The sequence below is a fragment of the Pseudomonas sp. NS1(2017) genome, from assembly GCF_002269425.1.
Taxonomy (GTDB): Bacteria; Pseudomonadota; Gammaproteobacteria; order Pseudomonadales; family Pseudomonadaceae; genus Aquipseudomonas; species Aquipseudomonas reactans.
The window spans coordinates 5,393,243-5,419,580 of the sequence record NZ_CP022960.1 but is presented as its reverse complement, the minus strand read 5'-3'; the positions used below and the strand labels follow the sequence as shown (position 1 = coordinate 5,419,580).

The window sequence follows — 26,338 nt, the reverse complement described above, 5'->3', positions numbered from 1 at the left end:
TACAGAGGTAAGTCGATCAGCCCTTCAACTCTTTCAGGTGTTTGTAGACCGTCGCCCGCCCCATGCCCAGCACGTTGGCTACATAGTTCGACGCGCTCTTGCCCTTGAACGCCCCTTCGGCGTGCAGCGCCAGCACCAGCTCGCGCTTGTGGTCACGGGTCAGCAGGTTCAGGCTCAACTGGCGCTCGCGCATCCACGCATGCAGAAACGTGTTGATGCGCTCCTGCCAGTCATCGCGAAACAACGAGTCCGGTTGCGGGATCAGTTTGCTCGGCGACAGAAACAGGTCCAGCGCCGCCTTGGCGTTTTCGAACAGTGAGATATTCAGGTTGATGCACAGCACCGCCAGGCGACGACCTTTGTGGTCGTGCAGCACGGTGCTTAGGCTGCGGATTTTCTGGCCGTCCCAGTTGAGCTTTTCGTATGGGCCGATGTTCACTTCGCTGACGTCAGCGTCGAGCATGTCCTCCAGCGCCGAGTCATCACCGATGCTGCGCTTGGACAGGTTGTTGGCGATGTAGTCGACTTTTTGCGAGCGCAGGTCATGCAGCACCGCTTCGGCGTGGGGGAAGAACAGCGTGGCGATGGCGTCGGCCATCGCACGGAAGTTCTGCATGACCTTGTCTTGTTCAGCGGTGTTCATCAATGGGGCTCCAGGCGGGCAGGGGAGAGCATACCAGCGTCGAGGCCGAACCGCGTCAGTGCCTCCGGCAGCGGCGCGCCACGCACCAAGGCAGCACTGGCCTGGCCCATGGCCGGCGAGGTCTGGATGCCATAGCCGCCTTGTGCCGCGACCCAAAACAGGCCCGGTATCATCGGGTCGAAACCCGAGAGCAGATCACCGTCATGCACAAAGCTGCGCAGGCCGGCCCAGGTACGGGTCGGGCGGCGGATGGTCAAGGTGGTGGCTTCTTCGATCTGGTAGATGCCCATGGCAACGTCCAGCTCTTCGGGCTGGATATCCTGAGGTTCGACCGGGTCGGCGTTGGCCGGTGAGCCGAGGAACATGCCGGCGTCGGGCTTCATGTAGAAGGATTCGTCCAGCGCCACCAGCATTGGCCAGTGGTGGCTGTCGACGCCTTCGGGGCCGGCGAAGATGAACGCCGAGCGCCGCTTGGGCTGCAAGCCGATGGATGCGGCGCCGGCGAGCCCGCCGATGTGGTCGGCCCAAGCGCCAGCGGCGTTGATGATGACGGGGGCGGTGCAGGTTGAATCCTGGGTTTGCACGTGCCAGGTGCCGTCGGTGTCGCGGCTCAAGCCGAGCACATGACTGTCGGTGCGTACTTCACCGCCGTTGCGGCGGATGCCACGCAGGTAGCCTTGGTGCAGGGCGTCGGTGTCGATGTCGCTGGCGGTGGGGTCATACAGCGCACCGTGGACTTTTTCGCGGCGCAGGATCGGCAACTTCCCACAGGCTTCATCGGCGCCGAGTAACTCCACCTGCGGCACGGTGGCTTTGGCGCTCAGGTACTGGGCGTTCAACTCGGCGGCATCGCCAATGAAATCCACGGTCAGTTCGCCCCGTGGCGTCAGCAACGGGTGTTCACAGAAACCGGCGGGCGGGTTGTCGAAAAACTCACGACTGGCCAGGGTCAACGCCCGCACCTGCGGGGTGCCATAGGCGGCGGTATACAGTGCGGCTGAGCGCCCAGTGGAGTGATAGGCCGGGTGGTTTTCGCGCTCCAGCACCAACACTTTGCCGTGCTGCGACAACCAGAACCCCGTGGACGCGCCGGCAATTCCGCCGCCGATGATGATGAAGTCTGCGTGGTTCATAGCTGTCTCCAGAGGGCATTGGCCAGGGCGATGTCTTCCAGGCCCAGGCCGATGGAACGGAAGAATACGTGGCGGTCGTAGGTCGGGCGCTGTACCTGTTCGCTGAGCAACTCGGGTAGGTCACCGGCCACGGTACGCGGGTCCCAACCGTGCTGTTCGGCGGCGATCAGCATTTCGCCGGCCGCGCCAGGGGTGGTGCGGCGATAATCGCAGAATACCTGCATCGTGTTGAGGCTGTGTGGCGGCACTTCATGGGCGCGCGGAGCGTTGGTGCTGATCGAGGTGATCAGCGCCGGTTTGCTCAAGTGCGCCGGGTCGAGCACCGGCCCGGCCGACGACGTGCACAGCAGAATCACATCGGCGTCTTCCACTGCCGCCTCGCGACTGCTGGCGATGATTACACGTGAATCCAGGCTTTTGAGCTGCGTGAGTGCCCCGGCGGATGCATTGGCCAGGCTGGGTGAAAACACACGGATGCTCTGCCAATCCCTGAAGCCTTTCACATACTGCAGGTGCGCTTGGGCCACCTTGCCACTGCCGATGATCGCCAGTCGTCGCGCGGATAACGGCGCCAATGCGTCCACTGCCAGGGCCGTGGTCGCGGCCGTGCGTGCCGTGGTCAGCTCGGCTGCATCGCACAACAGCAAGGGCTGGCCGGTCTGCATCGACATCAACAAGGTCCACGCCGTCACCAGCGGGCCTTGTTCACGCACGATATAGGGCGAAGTCTTGACTCCGTACACCCCATCCTCGGCCAGCACGCCCAGGTAGTTGATGAAGTCGCCCGCCGCTTGCGGGAACTCCACCAGTTGCTGCGCTGGCTGCACCGCTTGCTCGTTCGCCAGGTCGCGGAACAGCTTGCGCAGGATCTGCGGAACATCGATCTGGCTGAGCAGCTCGCGGGCCTGGGCGTGATGGATCACATGAGGTGTGCTGGACATCGTTGTCTCCGCAGATAAACTAATTTGTCCATTATGGACTTTTAGTTCTGCTGAGCAATATCCCGCGAGAAAAAATGCTGGTGCCTCACTTGCCCAGGTTCTGATTCATCAGATTGCCCAGCACCGGTTCCCGGCTGGCTGCTTGCCACTCATGGAAATTCTGGCAGCCCTGCACATTTGCCTCGGCAAGGTTGCTGCGCGGATCGCAGATCATCGTCCAGCGCTGCTGCAATGACGGGTACTTGATGAAGTCAGCCCGCGTCGGCGGTTGGCAGCCGAGCAAGGCAATGGCGGACATCACCGCTGCGGTGGTTTGAAAGGCGGTGGAGGGGACGATGTTCCAGTTCATGATGATCAACACTTCCCGCAGGGGAGCCCTTGAGCTGCAACGGCCTGGAGTGTTGTGGCCGCAAGAGAATCCTACGGTTCAATTGGTTCCAGAAAAAGATCCACTTCTAATTGATTTCATCAGGCCATTAGTGGGTTTTGTATTGAAACCCGCCGGACAATTTCCCCTTCAAGTAACTGACCAGCTCACTCACCGCCTTCGGCACATGCGGCGAGTACGGTCTGATCAAATAGATCTCATCGGCAAACGCCCCCTTGAGCGTCCAGCCCTTGAGCACCTGCACCAATTTGCCGCTGGAAAGGGCGGCATGGGCGCTGAAGTCCGGCAGCAGGGCGATGCCCAGGTGGTTGAGCGCCGAGTCACGCAAGGCTTCGCTGTTGTTGGTGGCGAAGCTGCCGGCGATGGGCACGGTGAGGCGTTCGACGTGTTTAGTGCCGCGTTCGAAGGTCCAGGCCGGCTGGTCGGTGCCGCGTGGGTAGAACAGACAGTTGTGGGCGGACAGCTCACCGGGTTCGCGCGGTTCGCCGTGGCGTTGCAGGTAATCCTGGGTGGCGACCAGCACCGAGCCGGTGTCGCACAGCTTCCAGGCCACATGGGTTTCCGGCACCTGGAAACCGTGGCGCACGGCCAGGTCGTAGCCCTCGGCGGCCAGTGAACTCAGGGCATCCGAGACGTCCAATTGGATACGCACCTGCGGGTACTGCTGCAAAAATTCCGACAGATGCGGCACCAGTTGCTGACGGGCGAACGCGACAGGCGCTGTCAGCCGCACCAGCCCGCGAATTTCCCCGACCGAATCACGCACTGACGAGAAGCTGCGGGCGATCTGTTCATAAGCGCTGCGCACTTCGCGGGTCAACGACAGCCCTGCATCGGTCAACCTGACACTGCGCGTGGTGCGCGTCACCAGCCGCGTGCCGGTGGCCTTTTCCAAGTCGGAAATACGCTGGCTCATGGCGGACTTGCTCACGCCCAGGCGCACGGCAGCAGCGGTGTAGGTGCCTTGTTCCTCCAACACCGACAGCCAGTGGATATGGGTCCAAAGCCCTTCGATCTCAGCCTTTTCCATGTTGGTATTGTTCGCGTTTATGGACAATAAGTTCTGGATTCTGCTCTGGTTTGGAACAAAGCGAAAGCCTATCGTGATCGCCAACGCTACCCACCTGGGATCTACTGCCATGACAACGACAATCGAGCACTACATCAACGACCAACGCGTGTCCCGCGATGATCGCTATCAGGATGTCTTCAACCCGGCCACCGGCGAAAAGACCGGACGCGTTGCCCTGGCCAGCCGCCAGACCGTGTCCGAAGCCGTTGCCGCCGCCCAGGCCGCGTTCGCCGGTTGGGCCGATACGCCGCCGATCCGCCGCGCCCGCGTGCTCTTCGAATACCTGCACCTGCTGCGCGAACGCAAGGACGACCTGGCGCGCATCATCGTCGCTGAACACGGCAAGGTTTTCACCGACGCCCAGGGCGAAGTCGACCGTGGCATCGACATTCTCGAATTTGCCTGTGGCATCCCCAACCTGCTCAAGGGCGAGCATTCCGACCAGGTTTCCCGTGGCATGGACAACTGGACGATGCGCCAGCCCCTGGGCGTTGTGGCCGGCGTCACGCCGTTCAACTTCCCGGTGATGGTGCCGATGTGGATGTACCCGATCGCCATCGCAGCGGGTAACACCTTCATTCTCAAGCCAAGCCCGACTGACCCAAGCGCCTCGCTGTTCATGGCCGAACTGCTGCGTGAAGCCGGCTTGCCAAAAGGTGTGTTCAACGTGGTTCAAGGCGATAAGGAGTCGGTGGACGCGCTGATCGAACACCCGGACGTCAAGGCCCTGAGCTTCGTTGGCTCGACCCCAATCGCCCAATACATCTACGAAACAGGCGCCCGTAACGGCAAGCGCGTGCAAGGCCTGGGCGGTGCGAAAAACCACATGGTTGTAATGCCTGACGCCGACATCGAAAAAACCGTCGACGCCCTGATGGGCGCCGCCTACGGCAGTGCCGGCGAGCGCTGCATGGCCATCTCCGTAGCGGTGCTGGTAGGCGATGTGGGCGACAAAGTCATCGCCGCCCTGACCGAACGCGCCAAGCAACTGCGCATCACCGACGGTCGTGATTTGAAAGCCGAGATGGGTCCGATCGTGTCCCGCGCGGCGCTGGAACGCATCAGCGGCTACATCGAACAAGGCGTGCAGGCTGGCGCACAATTGCTGTTGGATGGGCGTGACTACGTGCCCACTGAAGCGGGGCTGGAAAACGGCTTCTGGCTGGGCGCGACGCTGTTCGACCATGTGACCAAAGAAATGAGCATCTACCGCGAAGAAATCTTCGGCCCGGTGCTGGCCTGTGTGCGTGTGAATGACTTCGCCGAGGCCATCAAGCTGGTCAACGATCACGAGTTCGGCAACGGCGTGAGCTGCTTTACCCGCGACGGCAACATCGCCCGTGAATTTGCGCGGCGGATTGAAGTGGGCATGGTCGGCATCAACGTGCCGATCCCGGTGCCGATGGCCTGGCATGGGTTTGGTGGCTGGAAGAAGAGCTTGTTTGGCGATATGCATGCGTACGGCACGGAAGGCGTGCGCTTCTACACCAAGCAGAAGTCGATCATGCAGCGGTGGTCGGAGAGTATTGAGCAGGGTGCCGAATTCGCCATGCCCGTCTCCAAATAACTCAAGCCAGTACGCGGTCAACTGTGGGAGCGGGCTTGCCCGCGATAGCGGAGTGTCAGTCAACCTTTTTGGTTCTGATACACCGCTATCGCAGGCAAGCCAGCTCCCACATTGGCGTCAGGAACGGGCACAAGTCTTGACTTCGCTTGCTCTACTTAGAGGAACTTGGCACGCTCACCCAGCGAGCGAACACAGTCAAGTCAATCAATAGGGAAATGCCACGTTGAGCTGGGTAAAATTCGGAGTATTGCTGGCCTTGCCGGGGGCACTGCTGTCAATCCTGAGCATATATATGGTTTTCAAGGACGACAACAAACTCGAGGCTGATCTTTCCTACCAGTACGACAGTGCGCCACGTCTATTCACTGAGCGCTTCGGAACTATTTCTGAGCACCTCAAGTACACGCGTCTGTATGACGACATCAAGAATGCCGGCAACGGTGCGCTCAACCATGAACAGATCAATAAGATCGTTGACCTCAGCCAGGCACCCTATCTGGCTTTATTCGATGCGCCGTTCGAAAGCGGGCCCGACAATTACCCTGTCAGGCTTTTGATTACGCTCAGGAATACCGGCAGCAAGGTGATCAAGGAGGTCCACGTCAAACTGCCAGCGAAAGGCGTCGTTCAGATCAGGGACGATTCACGCATAGATACCCTCAAACCGGATTTGATGAGCAGCGTGGAGATTCCGGCGATTGTGCAAAACGGCGTCTACAGGATCTGGGTTTATTTTCAAGGTGATCTGGAGACGCTCAGGGAGAAAGACGTACACATCGGCTACAGCGATGGCGTGGCACAGGTTCGAGTATCTGAGGATGTCATTGGCCTCGACGCGTATATGGCCCGATACGGCGTTTTCTGGTTGGCTGTCCTGACGCTCGTTTACTTGTTGCTGGTCGCCCTCTACATGCTGATTTCGGCTTATAAAGAAGATGAAACCAGCCCTGCGTCACGATAAATGACTTCCCGGTATGGAATGGATCCCTGCCCCCGTCCATTGGAGAACGCTTTGAAAACACTCATGGGTGCCGCCTTGTTAGCCACGTTGCTGGCGGGCTGTGCGCCGTCTCACTCGGCATGGACGGGCGTCAGGAACGCGTTTGTCGGCACGCGCTTCGATGCCCATCTCTATGATGATTGCAGCCGCGGCTGTGGCGATTCCTATTGGTCCCCGGTCAACAAGAAAAAGGTCTATGACCAGGTTGTGAAGGAGGGTGACAGCCAGCGCTACTTCGTGACCTGGATCCGCGACTGTCGGTACTCTGTGCTCGTCTCGGGTGAGGGCGTTATCCAGTCGTGGCGCTATGAGAATGAAGACCGTAGCAGCTGTTACATTTTTTGATCGTTCCCCAAATAACCAAAGCCTGTACGCGATCAAACTGTGGGAGCTGGCTTTTGTGGTGTCTGGGAAACCGGTGGCTTATCGATTCACCGCCGCCCCGTCCGCGTACTCACATCCACCCACACCGCCAGCACCAGAATGCTGCCCTTCACAATCATCTGCCAGTAGCTGTCCACATCCAGCATCGACATCCCATTGTCCAGGCTGGTAATCACCAACGCCCCGAGCAACGCACCGTACACCGTGCCCGAGCCGCCGCGCATTGATGTGCCGCCAATAAAACACGCGGCGATGGCATCCAGCTCGCCCATGCTCCCCGCCGACGGCGAGCCGGCCGCCAGGCGAGCCGTGTTGACCAAACCGGCGAGGGCACACATCACGCCCATGATGCCGAAGATCCACAGCTTCACGGCCTGCACGTTGATGCCCGACAGGCGCGTGGCCTCCATGTTGCTGCCCACCGCGTACACGCGACGGCCAAATACCGTCTGGCTGGTGACGTAGCTGAATACGCCCAATAACACCAACAGCAGCAAGACGGGCACGGGAATCCCATCGTAGCTGTTGAGGGTCGTGACGAAGCCGGCCAGTACGGCGCCGATCACCGCCACGCGCACCAGGTCACGCGTCAGCGAGTGCGCCGTCAGACCATGCAACGCCCGGTTACGCCGCTGTTTCCAGGTCAGAAACAACGTCAACGCAAATAACAAAACCCCGAGCCCAATACCCACCGAATGCGGCAAATACCCCTGGCCCACATACACCAGCGACGGCGACACCGGCGCAATGGTGGTGCCGCCGGTGATCCCCAGCAGAATCCCGCGAAACGCCAGCATTCCACCCAGGCCGACAATGAATGACGGGATGCGCAGATAGGCCGTCATGTACCCATTGGCCAACCCGATCATCAACCCGCACAACGCCACCAGACCCAAGTTGGCGAGCAATGGAATGTGATAAACCACATCCAGAATCGCCGCCAACCCACCCAGCAAGCCAAGCAAGGACCCCACCGACAGATCGATCTCGCCGCTGATAATCACCAGCACCATGCCGCACGCCAGAATCCCGGTGATCGACATCTGCCGCAGCAGGTTGGACAGGTTACGCGGCGTGAGAAACCCACCCTCAGTCTGCCAACTGAAAAACACCCAGATCACCGCCACGGCGATGACCAGGGCGAGCATTTTGTAGCGGGTGAAAAGGTACTTGACCTGATTCATCTACGCGGTCTTCCGATCATTATTGTTGTGTTGGCTAAGCGCAGCGGCGAGCACGTGTTCCTGGGTGAGCCCCTTGTTGATGAAGTCACCGCGCAACTGGCCGTCGCCGATCACCAGCACGCGGTCGGAGACGCCGAGGACTTCGGCCAGCTCCGAGGAGACCATGATGATCGCCACGCCTTCGGCCGCCAGCGCGCCCATCAACTTGTAGATCTCGTATTTGGCGCCCACGTCGACGCCGCGTGTGGGTTCGTCGAGGATCAGCACCTTGGGCTTGGCCATCAGCATTTTCGCCAGCACGGCTTTTTGCTGATTGCCGCCGGAGAGGCTGGTGATCGGCAAAAACGGGCTGGCGGTCTTGAGGTGCATGCGCGCGATCTGCTGGTCGATGCTGCCCAGTTCGGCCTCGGCGTCGATGCGGGTCAGGTACGCGTAGGTGTCGAGCACCGCCAGGGTGATGTTCTGGCCCACGCCGAGGTCGGGGATGATGCCCTGGCGCTTGCGGTCTTCAGGCACCATGCACAGCCCGGCGCGAATCGACTTGAGCGGTGTGCGCGTATCGATCACCTGGCCGTCCAGCCACACTTCGCAGCTGTAGCGACCGGGGTACGCGCCAAACAGCGCCGACACCAGTTCCGTACGCCCGGCGCCGACCAGCCCGGCGATGCCGAGGATTTCCCCGCGTTTGAGCACAAAAGACACATCGTCCACGCGCTTGCGCTTGGGGTTGTCGACGTCATGACAGGTGACGTTGCGCGCCTCGAACATCACCTCGCCGACTGCATGGGGCTCGGTGGGGTAGAGGTTGCTCATTTCGCGGCCGACCATCTGGGTGATGATCTTCGCAATGTCCATGTCGCCCATGGCGGTGGTTGCGATGTGCTTGCCGTCGCGGATCACCGCGATGGTGTCGCACACCGCCGCCACTTCATCGAGCTTGTGCGAGATGTACACGCAGGCCACGCCCTTGGCCTTGAGGCCACGGATGATGTCCAGCAGCACCTCGATTTCCGAGCGGGTCAGGGCCGAGGAGGGCTCGTCGAGAATCAGCAGCCGCGCCTGCTTGTTCAGGGCCTTGGCGATTTCCACCAGTTGCTGGTAGCCGCCGCCATACTGCGACACCGGCAGCGCCACGTTCATGTCCGGCACCTTGAGTTCGCGCATCAGCGCTTCGGCGTGGTGGAACATGGCCGGGTAGTTCATGCGCCCACCCGGCAACGTCAGTTCGTGGCCCATGAAGATGTTTTCGGCTACCGACAGGTCGGGCACCAGGGTCAGTTCCTGGTGGATGATCACGATGCCGGCAGTCTCGGTTTCGCTGATGGAATGGGCCTTGAGCGGCAGCCCGTCCCAGAGGATTTCGCCCTCCCAGGTGCCGTGCGGGTAGACCGCCGACAGCACCTTCATCAAGGTGGACTTGCCGGCACCGTTCTCACCGCACAGGCCGACACATTCCCCCGGTCGCACCTGGAGGTCGATGCCGTTGAGGGCGTTGACACCGCCAAAGGTTTTGACGATGCCGTTCATTTGCAGCAGGTAGTCGGACATGGCGGTCATTGCCCGGCAATCTGCTCTTTGGTATAGAACCCGTCCTTTTCCAATAGATCGATATTGGCCTTGGTCAGCGGTGTCGGGGTGAGCAGAATGGTGTCGACCTTTTTGCTGCCATTGTCGTATTGCGAGCTGTAGGTGGGTTTCTCATTGCGCGCCAACTGCACCGAGAGCTTGGCAGCTTCCGAGGCGATCAGTTTGAGCGGCTTGTACACGGTCATGGTCTGGGTGCCGTCGATCACGCGCTTGATCGCGGCCAGGTCGGCGTCCTGCCCGGAGATCGGCACCTTGCCCGCCAGTTTCTGCGCGGCCAGGGCCTGGATCGCACCGCCCGCGGTGGCGTCGTTGGAGGCGACGATGGCGTCGATTTTGTTGTCGTTGCGGGTCAGGGCATTTTCGACGATGCTCAGGGCTTCGGTAGGATTCCATTCCTTGACCCACTGCTGGCCGACGATCTTGATGTCGCCCGTGTCGATGGCCGGTTGCAACACCTTCATCTGGCCTTCGCGCAGCACCTTGGCGTTGTTGTCGGTGGGCGCGCCGCCGAGCAGGAAGTAGTTGCCCTTGGGCGCCGCTTGCAGCACGCCGCTGGCCTGCATTTCGCCGACTTTTTCGTTATCGAAGGAGATGTAGGCGTCAATGTCCGCGTTGAGAATCAGGCGGTCGTAGGACACCACCTTGATCCCGGCCTTCTTGGCTTCGGCGACGGCGTTGGTGAGTACGGTGGCGTTGAACGGCACGATGACGATCACGTCGACGCCACGGGAAATCAGGTTTTCAATCTGCGAGATCTGCTTCTGCTCGTTGGCATCGGCCGATTGCACGAAGACCTTGGCGTCGAGTTTTTCTGCGGCGGCGACGAAGTAGTCGCGGTCGCGGGACCAGCGTTCCAGGCGCAGGTCGTCGATGGAAAAGCCGATTTTCGGGTGGGCGGGATCGGCCATCGCTGGCAGGGCGAGCAGGGCCAGGGCCGTGGCGAGCAGGGTACGTGTGAATGACTTCATGGTGGTGCGTCCTTTTATTGTTGTTGGAAAGACACAGCGTGATTGTAGGAGCGAGCTTGCTCGCGAAGAGCGCATAGGCGACACGGGCTACCTGATGGTGCTGCGTTATCGTTGACGTTCTTCGCGAGCAAGCTCGCTCCTACAGGGTGTTTACGTGTAAATGAACCGGTTGACCACCCCTTCCAGCATCTCCTGGCGCCCACTCACCGCCTGCGGGTTCAGCGCCTGGGCAAACGCATGTTCAGCCAGTGATTCCAGGCTGAACTCACCCGCCAGCACGGCCTGGCCCAGCGGCTGCTGCCAGCCGGCATAACGCTGGTCCTTGAATTGCTGCAACCGGTCGTTCTCGACCATCGCCGCCGCGCGTTCCAGTGCCAGGGCCAGCACATCCATGGCCGCCACATGCCCGTGGAACAAGTCCACATCGTCCAGGCTCTGGCGACGCACCTTGGAGTCGAAGTTATAGCCGCCATTCTTAAACCCGCCAGCCTTGAGGATTTCATAGGTGGCCAAGGTCATCTCTTCAACACTGTTGGGGAACTGGTCGGTGTCCCAGCCGTTCTGCGGGTCGCCCCGGTTGGCGTCGATACTGCCGAAGATCCCCAGGGACACGGCGGTGGCAATCTCATGATGAAAGCTGTGCCCGGCCAGGGTCGCGTGGTTGGCCTCGATGTTCACCTTGATCTCCTGTTCCAGGCCGTATTCATGCAGGAAGCCAAACACGGTGGCGCTGTCGTAATCGTATTGGTGCTTGGTCGGTTCCTGGGGCTTGGGTTCGATCAGCAGGTCGCCCTTGAAGCCGATCTTATACTTGTGTTCCACCACCATGCGCATGAAGCGCCCGAGCTGTTCGCGCTCGCGCTTAAGGTCGGTGTTGAGCAGGGTTTCATAACCTTCGCGGCCACCCCACAGTACATAGTTGGCGCCCTTGAGCCGCAGGGTCGCATTCATCGCGCTGAAAACTTGGGCCGCGGCGTAGGCAAACACCTCCGGGTCCGGGTTGCTGGCGGCACCGGCGGCAAAGCGCGGGTTGCTGAAGCAGTTGGCGGTGCCCCACAGCAACTTGATCCCGGTCTGTTCTTGATGGCGCTCCAGGTGATCGACCATCTGCGCAAAGTGGTGGCGGTATTCCTTGAGCGAGTTGCCTTCGGGGGCGACGTCCGTGTCGTGAAAGCTGTAGTAGTCGATGCCCAGCTTGGAGAAAAATTCGAAGGCGGCGTCTGCCTTGCCGATAGCCAATTCCATCGGGTCGCCGCTGCGCTGCCACGGCCGCTTGAAGGTGCCCACCCCGAACATATCCGCCCCCGGCCACACGAAGGTGTGCCAATAACAGGCCGCCATGCGTAAGTGTTCGCGCATGGGTTTGCCGAGGATGAGCTTGTTGGCATCGTAGTGGCGAAAGGCGAGGGCAGCATCGCTGTTGGGGCCTTCGAAGCGAACCTTCTCGACACCGGGGAAGTACGGCATGGCGTTTTCCTTATTGTTCTTGGCGGTGGCTCGATACTAGCAACGGCGTGCGGCCTGCCGATTACGAAAATCACCAAGAGACGGTGCGATTTTGCGTGGCAGGGACTAGGCTGTCTTGACCGGCCCAGGACAACAACAATGAAAACCTTACCGCCCGTGCACCGCATTGCCTTGCTGTTCAACGGCAGCAAAATCTACGACCGTGGCATCATCGCCGGCATCGGCAACTACCTGAGCAGCACTCGCGCGTCCTGGGACCTGTTCCTGGAGGAAGACTTTCTGTGCCGCCTTAAAGGCATCGAGCGCTGGCAGGGCGACGGCATCATTGCCGACTTCGACGACCCGCTGATCGGCGAGGCGCTGGCCGGCAGCAAGGTGCCGGTGGTGGCGGTGGGGGGTTCCTACGAGGATGTGCATGCCTATCCCAAAGGCATTCCCTACGTGGCCACGGACAACTATGCGTTGATCAAGTTGGCCTACGAGCATTTGATCGAGGCCGGTCTGACGCGGTTTGCCTGTTTCAGCCTGCCCGAAGCCCAGGCCAATCGCTGGGCCCAGGAGCGCGAAAAAGCCTTTCGCCGCCTGCTGCAACGGGACGGTTTGCAGGTTGAGGTCTATCGTGGGCTGGGCACCAGCGCACCGCTGTGGGACAGCGCCGTCGAACAGCAAATCGCCTGGCTGCACAGCCTGCCAAAACCCATCGGCATCATCGCCGTCACCGACGCCCGCGCGCGGCAGTTGCTGCAAGCGTGTCTTACGGCAGGGATTGCCGTGCCGGAAGAGGTGGCGCTGATCGGCATCGACAATGATCCGCTGACCCGAACCCTCACACGGGTGCCGTTGAGTTCGGTGATCCAGGGTACCGAAACCATGGGCCGTACCGCCGCCGCGTTGCTGCATCAGATGTTGCACGGCAAGCCCTGTAAGGCGGAGCAGATCCTGGTGCCGCCGGAGGCAATCAATGTGCAGGCGTCCAGTCTGCATCAGCCCTTGGGCAATCCGTATGTGATGCAGGCGTTGTTGTTTATCCGTCAATACGCGTGCCAGGGTATCAAGACGGCTCAGGTGGCGGGCTATGTGGGGATATCGCGTTCATCCTTGGAGTCGCATTTTCGCAAGGAGCGCGGGTGCAGCGTGCATGACGAGATCCTGCGCTTCAAACTCGCCGCGGCCGCCAAGGGCCTGCAGAATCAGGCCCTGGCGATTGCTGATATCGCGCAAAGCTGCGGCTTCAAGTCCGCGCAGTACCTGCACACGGTGTTCCGCCGCGAGTTTGGATGTACGCCACGCGAGTATCAGCAGAGTGAGGCCTAGAACACGGCCTTGACTTGCAAGCCCAGCACCAGCGCGTTGTCGATGTTCTCGCCTGAGAACGCCCCCGGTTCGAGGATGTATTGCACATCCGGGCGCAGGGTCAGCCAGGGCGTGGCCTGGTAGCCGTAGCTGAGTTCGATCAGCTGTTCTGCATTGTTCAGGTTGGGGTAGTCGTTGCCGGCGTTGAATGCGGCCAGTTCCTGCACCTCGCGGCTGCGTGGGTTGGGCACGGCGCGACCATAACCCAGGGCCAGGGTGTCACGCGGCCGGCCTTCGAACGGTTTGTATAGCACCACGCCCGCGCCATACCATTTGCTGAACGGCGAGGCCGCTTCACTGGCGGCAGAGTATTGGCCGAAGGCGTGCAGCACGCGGCCGGCGGAGGAATCGGAAGCCCAAACGGCCTGGTCGATCAGCAGGTAGTGGCCACCGCGACCGCTGACCTCCTTGCTGCTGCCGATGCGTTTCACGTCGGAGCTGTCGTAGTAATAGCCCAGCTTGTATTCACCCGGCAGGCTGCCGGCGTGTTTGTACACCAGCTCGATCGGCACCACGGTACCGGTGGTGTGTTTGGGGCTCAGTTTCCAGGCGCGGCTGGAATTGCCGTTGCTCTGCGGGTCGACGTTGAACGCGGCGACGCGCAGTTGCCAGTTGGGGGCGAAGTCGTATTTCACCCGCGCACCCAAGCGTGCGTTGGGGTAGTTGGTCCAGCCGCTGCCGCCGGACATGTTCAGCGGGTGCCCGCAGAAACCGGCGTTCATGAAGTTGCACAGAATCCCGCTGTCCAGGCCGCCAAGGTCATTGCCCATGGCCATGTAGCCAAGCTTGACATTGAGGGCAGGGGTAAACAGGGTGCGCTCGTAGCTCAGCTCGGTCAGGCGTGTGTAGAGGCCACCGTAGTTTTCCTGGATTGGCAGGCGGTTGCCCACCAAATCCTCGGAAGCGCTGTTGCCGCGACGGTCGTTGATAGTGACCTGAATGCGATCACCATTGTTGAAACCGTAGAGTTTGCCCAAGTCGAACTGCACGCCGAGCTTGAGGTTCTGCGAGTAGCGCGCCGAGCGGTGCTGGCCACCGTGGGCGTTGTAGGCGGTTTCACCGCTGTAGTCGCCGGTAAAGCGAATGCCTTGCGCGTCGAGTTCACGGCGCAGGCCGCCCCAGTCGCCGGTCAGGGTGGTGTCATCGGCTTGTACAGGCAGTGCGGCACCCAGGGCCAGGCCCAGCAACAGGCGCCCAAGGGGAATAGGAGAAGTGGGGGTCATGCGGGTTCTTCCAGACAGAAGGCGCGGCGCCGGGGGAGGCGCCGCGCGAACAGGGGGTTATGGCAGGGCGTAGGCGATCACGTAGTCGCCACGGTCGGTGGACTGGCGTGCGCCGCCGGCGGTGATGACGATGTATTGCTTGCCGGTTTTCGGCGACACGTAAGTCATCGGGCCCCCTTGGCTGCCCACGGGCAGGCGGGCTTTCCAGACTTCATCACCGTTGCCGCTGTTGAAGGCGCGCAGGTAGAAATCCTGGGTGCCGGCGATAAAGATCAGGCCGCCTTGGGTCGACAGGGTGCCGCCGAGGGTTGGCAAACCGACCTTGATCGGCAGGTGCATGCGAATGCCCAGCGGACCGGTGTCTTCCACGGTGCCAACCGGCACTTGCCAGGCGACCTTTTGCGTCTTCATGTCGATCGCGGTCAGGGTGCCGAACGGCGGCGCCTGGCACGGAATGCCGGCCACCGACAGGAAGCGGTTTTTGTTCACCGCATACGGCGTGCCCTTGAGCGGCACGGCGCCCATGCCGGTGTTCAGCGCTTCGCCACCGGACGCGGCCTGGGCCTTGTTCTGCGACGGCACCATCTGGATCCACAGGCCCAGGCGCATGTCATTGACGAAGATGAAACCGTGGACCGGGTCGGTGGAAATGCTGCCCCAGTTCATGCCACCCAGGGAGCCTGGGAAGCTCAGGGATTTATCGGTGCCCGGCGCGGTGTACAGACCGTCGTAGCGCATGCCCTTGAAGTCGATGCGGCACAGCAATTGGTCAAACGGCGTGGCGCCCCACATGTCCGATTCAGTCAGGGTTTGCGCGCCGATCTGCGGCATGCCCACTGATTTTGGCTGGGTCGGCGAGTAGGGTTCGTTAGGGATGTTGGCGGCCTTGACCGGTACTTCTTTAACGTCCGTCAGTGGTTTGCCGGTGGCGCGGTCGAGCACGTAGATCTGCCCGGCCTTGGTGCCGATCACGACCGCAGGCACGGCTTTGTCGCTGCCCGGTGGCGTGAAGTCGATCAGGCTTGGCTGCATCGGCAGGTCGAAGTCCCACAGGTCATTGTGGACGGTCTGGTACACCCACTTTTCCGCACCGGTGGAGGCGTCCAGCGCCAGCACCGAAGCGCCGTATTTGTGGTTGAGCTGGGTGCGTTCCACGCCGTAGATGTCGGTGGACGAGCTGCCCATCGGCAGGAAGACCGTGTTCATCAGCGGGTCGTAGGACATTGGCGCCCAGCTGTTCGGCGTGCTGCGCACGTAGGTGCTGCCGTCGGCCGGGGCTTTTTTGTCTTCCGGATTGCCCGGGTCGAAAGCCCAGCGCATCTGGCCGGTGATCACGTCAAAGCCACGGATCACGCCGCCGGGCATGTCGGTTTGCACGTTGTCGGCCACGCGGCCACCTACCACTACGGTGGTGCCGGCGATCAGTGGCGCGGAAGACAGCTGGTAGTAGCTGTCCGGGACGTTACCCAGGCCGGCTTTCAAGTCCACCTGGCCGTGGGTGCCGAAGTCTTCGCAGAATTTGCCGGTGTCGGCATCCACGGCGATCAGGCGCGCGTCGATGGTGTTGGTCAGCAGACGACGCTGGCATTGCGCGCCGGCTGGAACGCTGGCGGCAATGATCGGTGAGCTGTTGGGTTGGGTGGGTTGGGCAATCGGCGCGGTGGCGTCGAAATAGGCCATGCCACGGCAACGCTGCCACACCGCCGATTTGGCGTTGACCTCGTTCTTCCACAGCTCTTTGCCGGTGTCGGCGTCCAGGGCGATCAGGTTGTTGTGGGGTGTGCAGATGAACACCTTGTTGCCAATCTGCAGGGGCGTCAGCTGGTCTTCGGCACCGTTGCCGTCGCTGATCGCGACGTCGCCGGTGTGATAGGTCCAGGCCACTTTGAGCTTATTGACCGTCTCACGGTTGATCTGGTCCAGCGCGGCGAAGCGGCTGCCACCTTCGGTGTTGCCGTAATGCGCCCAGTCTTTCTGCGCGTCGGCCGCAGCCACCGGGGTGATGCCAGGGCCGGCACCGGTAGGCGCCACACTCGGGTGGGCGACGAACATATTGCCGGCCGCGACTGCGACGCCCAACGCCAGTACGCCAGCCACCGCATAGGCGCCACGTGCAGGCCGGTTGACGAGCAACGGGTACACCAGCGCCACCACCATGCCGATGGCCGCGAACATGAACACGCGGGAGAACAATGGCCAGAACACCAGGCCCACATCCGCCACGGCCCAAATGGCCGTGCCGATCAGAAAGGCGGCGAACAACCAGGCACCGGCTGGCTTGCGCCCGGCGATCAACAGCCCGGCAATCGTCATGACTGCGCCGCCGATCAGGAAGTACCAGGAACCTCCCAGACTGACCAGTTTGACGCCGCCAATGGCCAGCGCGAGGCCGAGCAGGGCGATGATCACGCCCAGGCCCAGCAGTAAGAATCTAGAGGCGCCAGCGGCGCGCGATGCTCGTTTCATGTCGAAAGGACTCGAATGTGAGAGGGCAAAGACGCGATTTTAGCAAGATAAGTAACTGGTTAGTACATTAGAGTCCTGCAATAGACTATTACAGGTGCTGCGATGATGGCATGTGGTGGAATGTCGCTCAGGGTTCCAATGATCCTGTAGGAGCCAGCTTGCTCGCGAAGAACGCATGAACAACACGTTTATCCAGACATAACGCGTGATCGTTGATGTTCTTCGCGAGCAAGCTGGCTCCTACACAGTGTTGGGGGGCGAGCCTAGAACTTGAACCGCCCCACCAACCCCTTGAGCTGACCCGAAATATCCGTCAACCGACCTGACCCGGTCTGCGCTGAGTGGGCAAAGCCTTCGACCAGTTGCGCGTCGGCATGGATTTGCGCGATGTGGCGGTTGATCTCCTCGGCCACCTGGTGCTGTTCCTCGGCGGCGGTGGCGATCTGGGTGTTCTGGTCGCGGATCGAGTCCACCGAGCCGCGGATCTTGTCGAAGCTGTCCCGGGCTTGTTGGATGCGTTCCACGCTGGTGTGGGAGACCAGCAGGCTGCCCTGCATCTGCTGGGTGACTTCCTGGGTGCGCCGGGCGAGGTTGCCGAGCAGGCTGTCGATCTCGCCGGTTGAGTCGGCGGTGCGACGGGCGAGGGCGCGGACCTCGTCGGCAACCACGGCGAAACCTCGGCCTTGATCCCCGGCGCGGGCGGCCTCGATCGCCGCGTTGAGTGCCAGCAAGTTGGTCTGTTCGGCAATCGAACGGATGGTGTCGAGGATGGTGTTGATGTTCTTGCTGTCCTGCTCCAGCAACTGCATGGTCTGGGTCGACTTCTGCAGGTCTTCGCTCAGCTTGAGCACGCTGCCGGTGGCCTCGCCGATGTGGTGCTGGCCGTCGTGCACGTCGCGGTAGCCCTCGTCGGCACTGGTGGCGGCGGCGCTGCAAGAACGGGCGACTTCGTTGGCCGTGGCCACCATTTCGTTGAACGCGGTGCTCACCAGCTCCACGGCTTCGCGTTGTCGGCCGGCGGCCTGGTTCATGTTGTTGGCGACTTGGCTGGTGTCGGCGGCGGCGGTCTGCAGGTCCGACGAGGCGTTGCCGATACGCTGCACCAACTGGGCGATCATGCTCAGGAACTGGTTGAACCAGCCGGCCAGGCTGGCGGTTTCGTCCTTGCCTTGTACCTTGAGCTGACGGGTCAGGTCGCCTTCACCTTCGGCAATCTCTTGCAGGCCGTCGGCCACGCCGCGAATCGGCCGCACGATCACGCTGGCAAAGCTGGCGCCGACCACCGCGAACACCAACGCCAATACGGCGGCAATGGCCGCGATCAACCAGGTCAGGCGGGTGGCGCCGGCCATGACTTCGTCGCGCTTGATCAGGCCGATAAAACGCCAGCCCAGGTCTTTGGAGCTGACCATGTTGGCCATGTAGGCCACGCCATCGATCTCGATCTGGGTCACGCCGTCGCCGCGCTTGGCCAGTTCGGCGTAATTCGGGCCCAGGTCGGCCAGGGGTTTGAAGTTGTGCTTGGCATCGCTGGGGTCCACCAGCACGTTGCCGTTGGCTTCCACCAGCATCAGATAGCCGCTGTCACCGAGCTTGATGTTGCGCACCAGTTCGGTGAGCTGCTTGAGCGACACGTCCAGGCCGACCACGCCGAGGATATTGCCGGTGGCATCCGCGACGGTATGCACGGTGCCGATCAGCGTCACGTCGTCCGGCGCCCAATAATAGGCACCGGTGCGCACGGTCTTGCCCGGCGCGGCGATGGCCGCCTGGTACCAGGGGCGTACGCGTGGGTCGTAATTGTTGAGTTTGGTGTCGTCGGGCCAACTGGCGTAGCCGCCGTCTTTCAAGCCCAGGGACAGGTAAGCGGTGCTCGGATGGCTCTTGGCGAACTGGTCGAAAATTTCCAGCAGTGCTTTATTGGTGGGGGTGAGGGGGATTTGTGCGGCGTCGGCGCCGGCGTAGCTCTTGAGGTCTTTGGCCGCGACAACGCGCGGGTCCTTGGCCACGTAGTCGACGTTCTGGCTGATGCCGTCGAAGAACTGCTTCATGCCATTGTCGATCTGGCGGATCTCACGGCCGCTGCTGTCGAGGAAATTGGCCTGGGCCCCCTCGCGCAGATTCAGCACAACCAGTACCGCGACCAGAATAACCGGGACGCACGCGATGGCGGCAAACGCCCAGGTCAGCTTTTGCTTGATATTCATGACTTCACCCGCGGGTATTTATAATTTTTGGCAAGGGGAAAACAGTGGCGTCGAGCGTCGCATGTGTTGTTTTGAGGGGGTGTGGCCCATGCGTACTCCCTGTGTATCGACTGCGGGAGCACGCACTTGAGGGCCAAAGAAGGGTTTAACCGATGCGCTCGCCACCCAGCGCATCACGCTGCATCGACTGCAGGTTTTTCTCGATGGTTTCGCAGATGGTTTCCATCTGGATCTGGTGTTCGCTGGAGTTGAACGGGCTTTGCAGGTCGGTGCCGATGCGCTCGATGGCCAGCAGCATGAAACCCACCACGGTCGAGGCCAGCGGGGTGAACCAACCCAGGGATTCCACCAGGCCCACCGGCACGATCAGGCAGAACAGCGAGATAAACAGGCGCGGGAAATACACGTAGGGGTAGGGCAGTGGGGTATTGGCAATCCGTTCCATGCCGCCCTGGGCGTTGGACAAGTCCACCAGGGTCGACTCCAGCCGCGCCAGGCGGATGCTGTCGAGGTGGCCGGCTTTGTATTCCTTGGCCAACAGCGCGGCAGAGCCGGTGAGGATGTCGTTGGCAAAGTTGTTGGTCGCGCCATTGCGCGCGAACTCGTCGCCAGGAATGAATGCACGTACTTCCTCGGGGCAGGGTTGGCCCTTGAGGTGGGCAGCCAGACAATTCACGTACGCCACATGGCGGCGCAGCAGGGTGGCCTTGACCGGGTTCACTTCACCGTCGGGGTCGTCCAGCAAGGTCAATACCTGGCGCGCAAAACTGCGCGAGTTGTTGACCATCGCGCCCCACAGCGTGCGGGCTTCCCACCACCGATTGTAGGCGCTGCTGTTACGGAAACTGATCAGCACCACCAGCGCCGAACCCAGCAGGGTCAGGGGCATCAGCGGCAAATTGATCTTGGCGGTGAGAAACAGCATGAAGTCCACGGTGACGGCGACGTCCCACAGCAACAGCCAGAACAGCGCCCAGCCCACGTAGCCCATGGTCTTGATGATCAGGCGGTACTTTTTGAGGATGGCAGCTTTCAAACGAAGACCTCGCGACGAGCGGTAAGCAACAGTGCTTAAGCTCGGACGTGGGTTCGGGGGAAAGGTTCGATGAGTGCCTGAAACGTTTAAGCTGGCATTGCTTCGGTTGAGATGGGGGGCAGGCGTCATGCTATGCTTTGGAAGCTAATTGAGGGATATCAGATGACTGAGACAGCCGATGTCAGTATCGCCAGCCAAGTACGCAAGATGGCTAAAGCCCACCATGTCACCGCAGAGCGAGACGGCATAAGCCGTATGGCCGCTGCGATTACTGGTCTGGCGGGTGATGTGGTCGAGTTGGATGGTGTAGAGCAGTTGCTGGTCAATCTCAAGAGGAGGGGCGTTCTGAGCAAATCGGAAACCCTGGCGCTTCAGGGCAGTTATCTTCAGGAGAAGCGGCTTGCCAAGAAGATGCGCAGCGCATGATGTTTGATCCCTTCGGCGATTTTGAAACCGCTGGGTATCTTCGTAATACATTACAGCTTAAAGATCCTGTCGAAGTAAAAGAGTCCGAACACCTATCGTTTGAACTGAGTATGGAGGACGCGCTCGGATACTTGGCCAAGAAAAAACCTATCGATTACTTATCTGTACTTAAAGTGCACGAGATTTTGTTTTCTGGGTTTTATCCTTGGGCGGGGAAAGACCGAACGGAACTTGTGCCACACCTCGCCGTTTTCAAAGGCTCTCAAGATGATCCTCACCATACTCCGTTCGAACATCCGATTTCTATAAGACTGTCCGTAGACTATGCACTTGAGCTGGCTTCGAATAAAAAACGTTTTAGAGATCGTCCTGGTGATGTAATGGGGCAGTTGGCATTTGCGCATCCTTTCCTTGATGGCAATGGGCGGACGACTCTGCTTGTGTTCATGGAGCTTTGTTATCGAGCAAAGTTCGCTATTGAGTGGTCAAGAACCAATAAGGATGATTACCTTCGGGCCCTCAGTGCGGAAATCAGAGAACCATTCAAAGGGCATTTGAGTGATTACCTGAAACCCTTCGTTAGAGATATTGGCCATCGCGATGAGTGGCCAGCGATGATTGGCGGGATCAAGGGATTGGATGGGCTTGATAAGGACGGTATTACTTATGAAAGCCTGGATAACCCTGCGGTTCAGCAGATTTATAAAACCTACAGATCGCAATCGCTCGATGTGCCGCCCTCTGAAAAGTAGGATCGCAAATATCCAAAGGATCAAGCCGCGCGTGATCCGGCTTTCACCGCTGCGCAAGAATACTCTGCAGTAAACCGGGAAAGCGGCCTTCCAGATCCTCCGCACGCAATGCATTCAGATGAGTGGTGCCCACGCTGCGGGTCTGCACCAGCCCGGCATCGCGCAACACGCGAAAATGATGGGACATGCTCGACTTCGGCCGGCCGCCGTCCAGCTCACCGCAGGTGGCTTCGGGCACGCCCGCCAGGCAGCGCACGATTTCCAGGCGCACCGGATCACTCAGGGCATACAGCAGGCGCTCGAGAGTCAGGTCTTGAAGAGGAGGGTGTTTGAAGGCTCGCATGAAACGAATCATAACAGGGGGCTATCGTTGAATACCATAGTTCGATTACCATCGAACTATCGAATCAACCACCCACTGGCTGGAGTCAACATGTCCGCATTGTTCGAACCGTTCACACTCAAAGACGTCACCCTGCGCAATCGCATCGCTATTCCACCGATGTGTCAGTACATGGCCGAGGATGGCATCGTCAACGATTGGCACCTGGTGCACTTGGCCAGCATGGCCCGTGGCGGGGCAGGCCTGGTGGTGGTGGAAGCCACCGCCGTCGCACCGGAAGGGCGTATCACTCCAGGCTGCGCCGGGCTCTGGAGCGATGCCCACGCCGAGGCGTTTGTGCCGATGGTCCAGGCCATCAAGGCTGCCGGTTCGGTGCCGGGCATCCAGATCGGCCACGCCGGTCGCAAGGCCAGCGCCAACCGCCCGTGGGAAGGTGACGACCATATGGCCGCGTCCGATGCGCGCCGTTGGGAAACCATCGCACCGTCGGCCATCGCCTTTGGCGCCAACCTGCCGCAAGTACCGCGCGCCATGACCCTGGACGACATCGCACGCGTGCGCCAGGACTTCGTCGACGCCGCCCGCCGTGCGCGTGACGCCGGTTTCGAGTGGATCGAACTGCACTTCGCCCACGGCTACCTAGGCCAGAGCTTCTTTTCGGAGCACTCCAACCAGCGCACCGACGCCTACGGCGGCAGCTTCGACAACCGCAGCCGATTCCTCCTGGAAACCCTGGCCGCCGTGCGTGAAGTCTGGCCGGAAAACCTGCCGCTCACCGCGCGTTTCGGCGTGATCGAATACGACGGTCGTGACGAGCAGACCCTCACCGAATCCATCGAACTGGCCCGTCGTTTCAAGGCCGGTGGCCTGGACCTGCTGAGTGTCAGCGTCGGCTTCACCATTCCTGAGACCAACATCCCGTGGGGCCCGGCATTCATGGGGCCGATCGCTGAGCGCGTGCGTCGTGAAGCCGGCATTCCGGTGACCTCGGCCTGGGGCTTTGGCACGCCGCAACTGGCGGAAGGTGCGTTGCAAGCCGGGCATTTGGACCTGGTTTCGGTGGGGCGTGCGCACTTGGCTGACCCGCATTGGGCGTACTTTGCGGCCAAGGAGCTGGGCGTCGAGAAGTCGTCGTGGACCTTGCCTGCACCTTATGCGCACTGGTTGGAACGTTATCGCTGAGGCGGTCATGGCGTGACAGAGGCCACTCGTGAGAGTGGCTTTTTTTTGCGCTGTGTTACTACAAGGTCAACGACAAAGTCCGGCTCAACCTGGATGTGAAGAACCTGTTCAATCGCGACTTTGAAGAGGGCGCCAGGCGCACCACGCACAATGCAGGTGGGCATCGCCTACACCCTCTGACCTTCACAGCAACCCACTGTAGGAGCGAGCTTGCTCGCGAAGAACGTCAACGATGACGCGGCACCTCTGGTTGACTGCGTTGCTTTCAAGTTTTTCGCGAGCAAGCTCGCTCCTACAAAAAGACCAACCGTTGTGGGCTCTGTTAAAGCGGCGTCAACACATTCATCACCGTATCCAACGCCACTCGCGTGTCATCCAGCTGCACCAGCGAGGCATGCCGCGCGCCCAGGGCATCGCGGTTTTGAATGGCAGTAAGGATCGCCTTGTGCCGGGGCAGGCTCAGGCCCTGGATATCCGGGCGGCGGTTGGTGATGTTGATCGACTCGCGCAACGGCAGCGACAGCATGTTGCACATGTAGGCCAGCAGGTCGTTGCGAGTGGCGTCGGCAATCGCGCGGTGGAAGTCCAGGTCGGCCTGCAGCAACTGTTCGTGGGTCTGCGCGGTTTCCATGCCCAGGTAGGCTTGCTCGATGGTGGCGATGTCTTCGTCGGTGGCGGTGGTCGCGGCCATGGCGGCGATTTCCGGTTCGAGGATGCGCCGCACGCCGGCCAAGGTGTTGAAGAACTCGCTGTGGGGCGTGGACTGCATCAACCAGGACAGCACGTCCGGGTCGAGCAGGTGCCATTTCAAGCGCGGCCGCACCACTGCGCCCACCCGTGGCTTGGAGTACACCAGGCCCTTGGCGCTGAGCACGCGGGTCGCTTCACGCAACACCGAGCGGCTGACCTTGTACTCTTCGCAGAGCGTGGCCTCCATGGGCAAGCGTTCTTCGGGCTTGAAGCGACCGGAAACGATGTGCATGCCCAAATCCTGGACGATCTGGGCATGCTGGCTCTTGCGCGGCTTGGGCGGCTGGTGATCCATGACGACAGGACGGCTCTGGCTTAAAGACGCGGCATCATAGCATCCCAATTAGTGGGAATGCCGTGGGACTTCCGCCCCACGGCAACCCACCAGGAAGTCAAAGTCGCAGCCCTGGTCGGCCTGCAACACATGGTCGATATACAGCTGGCGATAGCCACCGACGATCAGCTTCTCGGGTGGTGCCAGGTCGGCCATGCGGGCCGCCAGCTCTGCGTCGGGGATGTCCAGGTGCAGGCGGCCGTTGGCGCAGTCGAGTTCGATCCAGTCACCTTCCTTGACCGTGGCCAACGGACCGCCGGCCGCCGCCTCCGGCGCCACGTGCAACACCACCGTGCCGTAGGCCGTGCCGCTCATGCGCGCGTCGGAAATCCGCACCATATCCGTTACGCCCTGGGCCAGCAGCTTGGCGGGCAAGCCCATGTTGCCGACTTCGGCCATGCCTGGGTAACCCTTGGGCCCGCAGTTTTTCATGACCAGGATCGAGTTCGCGTCGACGTCCAGTTCCGGGTCGTTGATGCGCGCCTTGTACATGTCGAAGTTCTCGAACACCACGGCGCGGCCTCGGTGCTGCATCAGTTCAGGGCTGGCGGCGGACGGCTTGAGGACTGCACCGAGCGGCGCCAGGTTGCCGCGCAGCACACAGATTCCGCCGTCGGCGCGGATCGGGTTGTCGAGGGTGCGGATCACTTCGTCCTGGCCGTAGATCGGCGAGTCCTTAGTGTTCTCACCGAGTGACTTGCCGTTGACGGTCAAGGCATTTGGATGGGGAATCAGGTTGGCTTCACCAAGGCGACGCAGCACAGCGGGCAGGCCGCCGGCATAGTAGAACTCTTCCATCAGGAAGCGCCCCGACGGCTGCAGATCGACGATGGTCGGCATGCCACGGCCCATGCGGGTCCAATCGTCCAGATCGAGTTCGACGCCGATGCGTCCGGCGATGGCCTTCAAGTGGATCACTGCGTTGGTCGAACCGCCGATGGTCGCATTCACGCGGATCGCGTTTTCAAACGCCTCTTTGGTGAGGATCTTCGACAGCTTCAAGTCTTCGCGCACCATCTCCACCGCGCGCATACCCGACATATGCGCCAGCACATAACGCCGTGCGTCCACCGCCGGAATCGCCGCGTTGTGGGGCAGGGAAGTGCCCAGTGCCTCGGCCATGCAGGCCATGGTCGACGCAGTACCCATGGTGTTGCAGGTGCCCGCCGAGCGCGACATGCCGCCCTCGGCCGCGAGGAAATCGTCCAGAGTAATGGTGCCGGCCTTGACCTGTTCGCTGAGCTGCCACACCACGGTACCCGAGCCGATGTCCTGGCCCTTGTGCTTGCCGTTGAGCATCGGCCCGCCGGTGACCACGATGGCCGGCACGTCGCAACTGGCGGCGCCCATCAGCAGGGCCGGGGTGGTTTTGTCGCATCCGGTCAGCAGTACCACGCCGTCAATCGGGTTGCCACGAATCGCTTCTTCCACATCCATGCTCGCCAGGTTGCGCGTGAGCATGGCGGTGGGGCGCAGGTTCGATTCGCCATTGGAGAACACCGGAAATTCCACCGGGAAACCACCGGCCTCGATCACGCCGCGTTTGACGTGCTCGGCGATCTGGCGGAAATGCGCGTTGCACGGGGTCAGCTCCGACCAGGTGTTGCAGATGCCGATGATCGGTTTGCCATGGAACTGATGGTCGGCAATGCCCTGGTTCTTCATCCAGCTGCGGTACATAAAGCCGTTCTTGTCGGCAGTACCAAACCACTGGGCGGAGCGTAGGCCGGGCTTTTTATCAGACATGATCGATTCTCTTATTGTATGACTATATGTTCTATGCGTGCTTAAACATAAGCGCAAAAACGCTGCTTTGGAAGAGTTGTTTTGCAAATAGTCATACTATATAGTCGGCTTCAACTGAGGTATGGCCCTGGCGGATTTTCGCGAGAGGCGTCCCCCGAGCTTCTATAAAAACAACAATCGGAGATC

The 26,338-nt window shown here is 61.0% G+C and carries 22 protein-coding genes and 2 pseudogenes; 7 read left to right on the top strand and 17 right to left on the bottom strand.

What is annotated here, in order from left to right; genetic code table 11:
• Positions 1-16: 16 nt before the first annotated feature.
• The 5 genes from CI807_RS25265 to CI807_RS25245 form a co-directional block, all read right to left on the bottom strand.
• On the bottom strand, positions 17-643 hold the full coding sequence (locus tag CI807_RS25265; protein ID WP_016978348.1) for a transcriptional regulator: 627 nt from the start codon (positions 641-643) through the stop codon (positions 17-19).
• A complete protein-coding gene (locus tag CI807_RS25260) occupies positions 643-1,776 on the bottom strand; it encodes an FAD-binding oxidoreductase (protein WP_095016705.1) in 1,134 nt (377 codons plus the stop codon). Before CI807_RS25260 ends, CI807_RS25265 begins: the two co-directional genes overlap by 1 nt.
• Complete coding sequence (locus CI807_RS25255) at positions 1,773-2,717, bottom strand: ornithine cyclodeaminase family protein (protein WP_095016704.1); 945 nt, start codon at positions 2,715-2,717, stop codon at positions 1,773-1,775. The genes CI807_RS25260 and CI807_RS25255 overlap by 4 nt, the downstream gene beginning before the upstream one ends.
• 85 nt (positions 2,718-2,802) lie before the next feature.
• On the bottom strand, positions 2,803-3,066 hold the full coding sequence (locus CI807_RS25250; protein WP_218168643.1) for a hypothetical protein: 264 nt from the start codon (positions 3,064-3,066) through the stop codon (positions 2,803-2,805).
• A 127-nt stretch (positions 3,067-3,193) separates the two neighbouring features.
• Positions 3,194-4,135 (bottom strand): LysR family transcriptional regulator, encoded by a 942-nt coding sequence (locus CI807_RS25245; RefSeq protein WP_095016702.1) that lies wholly within the window; start codon positions 4,133-4,135, stop codon positions 3,194-3,196.
• Positions 4,136-4,244: 109 nt separating this feature from the next.
• Here CI807_RS25245 and CI807_RS25240 point away from each other — a divergent pair, with 109 nt between their 5' ends.
• The 3 genes from CI807_RS25240 (at position 4,245) to CI807_RS25230 (ending at position 7,089) form a co-directional block, all read left to right on the top strand.
• A complete protein-coding gene (locus CI807_RS25240; RefSeq protein ID WP_095017625.1) occupies positions 4,245-5,744 on the top strand; it encodes a CoA-acylating methylmalonate-semialdehyde dehydrogenase in 1,500 nt (499 codons plus the stop codon).
• Positions 5,745-5,967: 223 nt separating this feature from the next.
• Positions 5,968-6,705 (top strand): hypothetical protein, encoded by a 738-nt coding sequence (locus CI807_RS25235; RefSeq protein ID WP_095016701.1) that lies wholly within the window; start codon positions 5,968-5,970, stop codon positions 6,703-6,705.
• A 51-nt stretch (positions 6,706-6,756) separates the two neighbouring features.
• Positions 6,757-7,089 (top strand): hypothetical protein, encoded by a 333-nt coding sequence (locus CI807_RS25230; protein WP_256578623.1) that lies wholly within the window; start codon positions 6,757-6,759, stop codon positions 7,087-7,089.
• Positions 7,090-7,175: 86 nt separating this feature from the next.
• On the opposite strand, the gene CI807_RS25225 is transcribed toward CI807_RS25230, so the two are convergent.
• The 4 genes from CI807_RS25225 to xylA form a co-directional block, all read right to left on the bottom strand.
• Positions 7,176-8,312 carry a sugar ABC transporter permease gene (locus CI807_RS25225; protein WP_095016700.1) on the bottom strand — a complete coding sequence of 379 codons (1,137 nt, stop codon included), beginning with the start codon at positions 8,310-8,312 and terminating at the stop codon, positions 7,176-7,178.
• The gene (gene xylG, locus CI807_RS25220; RefSeq protein WP_095016699.1) at positions 8,313-9,869 is read right to left on the bottom strand and encodes a D-xylose ABC transporter ATP-binding protein; all 1,557 of its coding nucleotides are present in this window, start codon (positions 9,867-9,869) and stop codon (positions 8,313-8,315) included.
• Positions 9,866-10,867 carry a D-xylose ABC transporter substrate-binding protein gene (gene xylF / locus CI807_RS25215; protein ID WP_095016698.1) on the bottom strand — a complete coding sequence of 334 codons (1,002 nt, stop codon included), beginning with the start codon at positions 10,865-10,867 and terminating at the stop codon, positions 9,866-9,868. The genes xylG and xylF overlap by 4 nt, the downstream gene beginning before the upstream one ends.
• Before the next feature lie 150 nt (positions 10,868-11,017).
• The gene (xylA, locus tag CI807_RS25210) at positions 11,018-12,334 is read right to left on the bottom strand and encodes a xylose isomerase (protein WP_095016697.1); all 1,317 of its coding nucleotides are present in this window, start codon (positions 12,332-12,334) and stop codon (positions 11,018-11,020) included.
• Positions 12,335-12,472: 138 nt separating this feature from the next.
• On the opposite strand from xylA, the gene CI807_RS25205 reads away from it, so the two are divergent.
• Positions 12,473-13,648: a XylR family transcriptional regulator gene (locus tag CI807_RS25205; protein ID WP_016978823.1), complete on the top strand. Its 1,176-nt coding sequence runs from the start codon at positions 12,473-12,475 to the stop codon at positions 13,646-13,648.
• On the opposite strand, the gene CI807_RS25200 is transcribed toward CI807_RS25205, so the two are convergent.
• From CI807_RS25200 to CI807_RS25185, 5 genes and pseudogenes are all read right to left on the bottom strand, one after another.
• Positions 13,645-14,910 carry a carbohydrate porin gene (locus tag CI807_RS25200; protein WP_095016696.1) on the bottom strand — a complete coding sequence of 422 codons (1,266 nt, stop codon included), beginning with the start codon at positions 14,908-14,910 and terminating at the stop codon, positions 13,645-13,647. The genes CI807_RS25205 and CI807_RS25200 overlap by 4 nt on opposite strands.
• A 57-nt stretch (positions 14,911-14,967) precedes the next feature.
• Positions 14,968-17,376, bottom strand: coding sequence for a glucose/quinate/shikimate family membrane-bound PQQ-dependent dehydrogenase (locus CI807_RS25195; protein WP_095016695.1), 2,409 nt, complete (start codon positions 17,374-17,376; stop codon positions 14,968-14,970).
• Positions 17,377-17,639: 263 nt separating this feature from the next.
• A pseudogene (locus CI807_RS32190) lies at positions 17,640-18,176 on the bottom strand (methyl-accepting chemotaxis protein); the annotation flags it as partial.
• A 327-nt stretch (positions 18,177-18,503) separates the two neighbouring features.
• Positions 18,504-19,583, bottom strand: a pseudogene (locus tag CI807_RS32185) (cache domain-containing protein); the annotation flags it as partial.
• A gap of 145 nt (positions 19,584-19,728) precedes the next feature.
• Positions 19,729-20,619 carry a bestrophin family protein gene (locus tag CI807_RS25185; RefSeq protein WP_095016693.1) on the bottom strand — a complete coding sequence of 297 codons (891 nt, stop codon included), beginning with the start codon at positions 20,617-20,619 and terminating at the stop codon, positions 19,729-19,731.
• Between the two features lie 162 nt (positions 20,620-20,781).
• Between CI807_RS25185 and CI807_RS25180 the strand changes: the two genes are divergently transcribed.
• Entirely contained in the window at positions 20,782-21,045 is a 264-nt protein-coding gene (locus CI807_RS25180; protein WP_095017623.1) for a hypothetical protein, read from the top strand.
• Complete coding sequence (locus CI807_RS25175; RefSeq protein ID WP_095016692.1) at positions 21,042-21,797, top strand: Fic family protein; 756 nt, start codon at positions 21,042-21,044, stop codon at positions 21,795-21,797. The genes CI807_RS25180 and CI807_RS25175 overlap by 4 nt, the downstream gene beginning before the upstream one ends.
• Before the next feature lie 43 nt (positions 21,798-21,840).
• Here CI807_RS25175 and CI807_RS25170 read toward each other — a convergent pair whose 3' ends face one another.
• A complete protein-coding gene (locus CI807_RS25170) occupies positions 21,841-22,140 on the bottom strand; it encodes a helix-turn-helix transcriptional regulator (protein WP_095017622.1) in 300 nt (99 codons plus the stop codon).
• A gap of 90 nt (positions 22,141-22,230) precedes the next feature.
• Between CI807_RS25170 and CI807_RS25165 the strand changes: the two genes are divergently transcribed.
• Positions 22,231-23,322, top strand: a complete 1,092-nt coding sequence (locus CI807_RS25165) for an NADH:flavin oxidoreductase/NADH oxidase (RefSeq protein WP_095016691.1) — start codon at positions 22,231-22,233, stop codon at positions 23,320-23,322.
• Positions 23,323-23,644: 322 nt separating this feature from the next.
• Here the strand turns inward: CI807_RS25165 and CI807_RS25160 are convergent, their stop codons facing one another.
• The gene (locus tag CI807_RS25160) at positions 23,645-24,367 is read right to left on the bottom strand and encodes a FadR/GntR family transcriptional regulator (protein ID WP_016978830.1); all 723 of its coding nucleotides are present in this window, start codon (positions 24,365-24,367) and stop codon (positions 23,645-23,647) included.
• 48 nt (positions 24,368-24,415) lie between these two features.
• Positions 24,416-26,152 (bottom strand): IlvD/Edd family dehydratase, encoded by a 1,737-nt coding sequence (locus CI807_RS25155; protein WP_095016690.1) that lies wholly within the window; start codon positions 26,150-26,152, stop codon positions 24,416-24,418.
• Between the last annotated feature and the right edge of the window lie 186 nt (positions 26,153-26,338).